This window comes from Rhodococcus sp. R1101, assembly GCF_000278445.1.
Lineage (GTDB): Bacteria > Actinomycetota > Actinomycetes > Mycobacteriales > Mycobacteriaceae > Rhodococcus > Rhodococcus gordoniae.
Genome location: NZ_AJVB01000539.1, coordinates 1 through 2453, shown reverse-complemented (window position 1 = coordinate 2453; position 2453 = coordinate 1). Strand labels below are relative to the sequence as shown.

Genomic DNA, 2453 nt, shown 5'->3' with positions numbered 1-2453 from the left:
GCCTTCCGAGAAGGTCACGGACGCCGGAGCGAGATCTGTTCCCGGTCCGTTCTGTGTCGGCCGCGGCGACGATGCCGTCGTCGTCGGAACGGAAGTCGGAGAAGCGGAGGTGGGCGGAGGAGGCTCGCTGGGCACCGACGGAACCGGCGTGCTCGACGGGGGCGGCGGCGCGGTCGGCGACGGCGTCGTGGTGGTGTTCGACACCGGCGGCGGCGCTTGCAGGATGGTCGGAGGCACCGTCGTGGTAGTGGGCGGCACGGTCGTGCCGCTTTCCGCACCGGTCGACGGGACAGGCAGCTGCCCTTCCGTGCCGGGAGCCGTGGCCGGCGGAGGAACGACAACACCGGGCGCCGGCACCGGGGGCACCGCGGGGACCGGCGGTGGAGGCAGCTGCGGCATCATCTTGCCGAGTTCATCGGCGAGACGGTGCAGCCAGTCTCCGAGCGCGTCGCGCTCCTGTGAGTCACGGACGTCGCCCGAGCGGGACTCCGCGGAGGTCAGCAACTCGCGAGCTTCTTCCGCATTGCCCTCGGCGATCAGCTGTTCGGCACGCTGCAGGGTCGAGGTGGTGTCGATCCGGGCCTCGGTGGATTGCGCCTGCTCGCTGAAGACGACCTGCTTGACGCCCCACAAGGGATCGCCGGGTTCGGCTCCGTAGGACACCGCGGTCGCGGTACCGACGGCGACGGCGACGAGCGCTGCTGCACCTGCGAGGGGACGGAGCAACCGCAGTTGCCCCCTCGATCTCGGGCGCAGCGGAGAGACCTCCGGCGTTGCGGTGAGCGTTTCCCGCGTCCCCAGTTCGCGATGGACGGCGGCCACCACTTCGTCGAGGTCGGGGCCGGCGGGCATCGGATCGGCCAGGATCTCCGCACGCCAGTCGGCGAGCAGAGTGGCGAGTTCGTACTCCTCGGTGTCCTTCGTCTCGACCAGCCCGTTGCCCGCGATCGCATCGATCAGCGTGTCGTCACGACGCACGGCGGCGAGGTCCACGGAGGTTTCGTCGTCGGGAAACTCGTCGTCGAAGCCGTCGCCCGAAAAACGCCCCCTACCCATTCCGCTCACCTGCTCTCGTGACTTCCTTCTTGAGTCTCGCGATGGCCCGGTGCTGGGCCACCCTGATCGCTCCTGCAGTACTACCCACCGCTGCGGCCGTCTCCTCGGCCGACAACCCCATGACGAGACGGAGGATGAGAATCTCGCGTTGCTTCTCGGGCAGGATGGCCAGCAACTGCTTCATCTGCCGGCCCGCCTCGGAGTTGATCGCGTATTCCTCCGGGCTGTCGTCGAGCGACATCACCTCCGGCACATCCGCCACCGGTTCCGCACGGTTGCGGGCTGCACTACGGTGCGCATCGGCGACCTTGTGGGCAGCAATTCCGTATACGAACGCCATGAAAGGGCGGCCCTGGTCCTGATATCTCGGCAGAGCGGTCATCACAGCCAGGCACACCTCCTGTGCAACGTCGTCTGCAGAGAGCTGGCCGCGCTCTGCAGATCCGACCCGTGCGCGGCAATACCGCACGACGAGGGGCCGGACACTTGCAAGAACCTGAGCGAGAGCCGCCCGGTCGCCCTGTGCAGCCGCAGCAACCGCGGAGTCCAGCTCCTCACCCATAACAGTCATCGATTGCGCAAGTCCTGGCGTTACAGTCGGCACCACCCCCCGGGCGGGCTTCCACCTGACCGTGGAACACCCCCAGAGTAGCTACAGTGACCGACCTGTCGGGTCACCCCCCGCGCGCGAACGGAACTCAGCGGGCGGACGGGGTCACGAACCGACCACCACGCCGCCCGATGACGGTCGCGCAGAAGTCACGGACGCGACCCGCATCGACGTCACGGACGCGACCCGCATCGACGTCACGGACGCGACCCACATCGTCTCCGGCGCCCAGTCCGACGAGGAGCATCGCCGCCGCCCATTGCAACGGGATCAGCCCGTGTTCCTCCGCGCGCGCGAGGACATCGGCGGCCAGCGTCGTCGCCGGGCCACGGTCGGGCAGTCCGGTCAGCGAGGCCGCCCTGACGAGATCGGACTTCACCCCGTGCCGGATCGACCCGAATCCCTCCGCCAGTTCCACGGCGCGGTCCGCGTGACTGCGGGCACGGGTGAAGTCCCCTGCGGCGAGAGCGGATTCGGCCCCGACCCATGCGAGCCGGATCCGTTGCCGCACAAAAGCCCGCTCACCGGCCTCCGCTTCGGCGGCGTCCAGGACGGATGCGCATCGGTCGAGGAGGTATCCGCACACGGGGAGGCGGCCTCGCCCGAGTGCATCGGCGGCAAGTCCGGTCGCGGCATCGCACCACGCGCCGAGGACCCGCTCGCACCCGCGCCGCAGCGCACTCGCCTCGGCGAGTGCGCGCCCGTCCCATGCGGAGGCGAGGCGATGGCCGCCCAGCTGACGGAGCAGGGAGGCCTCGGTGCTTGCTGCCGACGACGACCACACTCC

The 2453-nt window shown here is 69.5% G+C and carries 3 protein-coding genes; all 3 read right to left on the bottom strand.

Annotation, left to right across the window (positions count from 1 at the left end; all coding sequences use genetic code 11):
* Window positions 1–1056 (bottom strand): anti-sigma-D factor RsdA (locus tag R1101_RS0121230; RefSeq protein ID WP_016935273.1); only part of this gene is annotated, 1056 nt, incomplete at its 3' end.
* Window positions 1049–1627 carry a sigma-70 family RNA polymerase sigma factor gene (locus R1101_RS0121225; protein WP_026003555.1) on the bottom strand — a complete coding sequence of 193 codons (579 nt, stop codon included), beginning with the start codon at window positions 1625–1627 and terminating at the stop codon, window positions 1049–1051. The genes R1101_RS0121230 and R1101_RS0121225, both read right to left, overlap by 8 nt.
* A 127-nt stretch (window positions 1628–1754) precedes the next feature.
* Window positions 1755–2453, bottom strand: a 699-nt coding sequence (locus tag R1101_RS27985; protein WP_016935271.1) for a hypothetical protein, incomplete at its 5' end; no start/stop codon positions are given.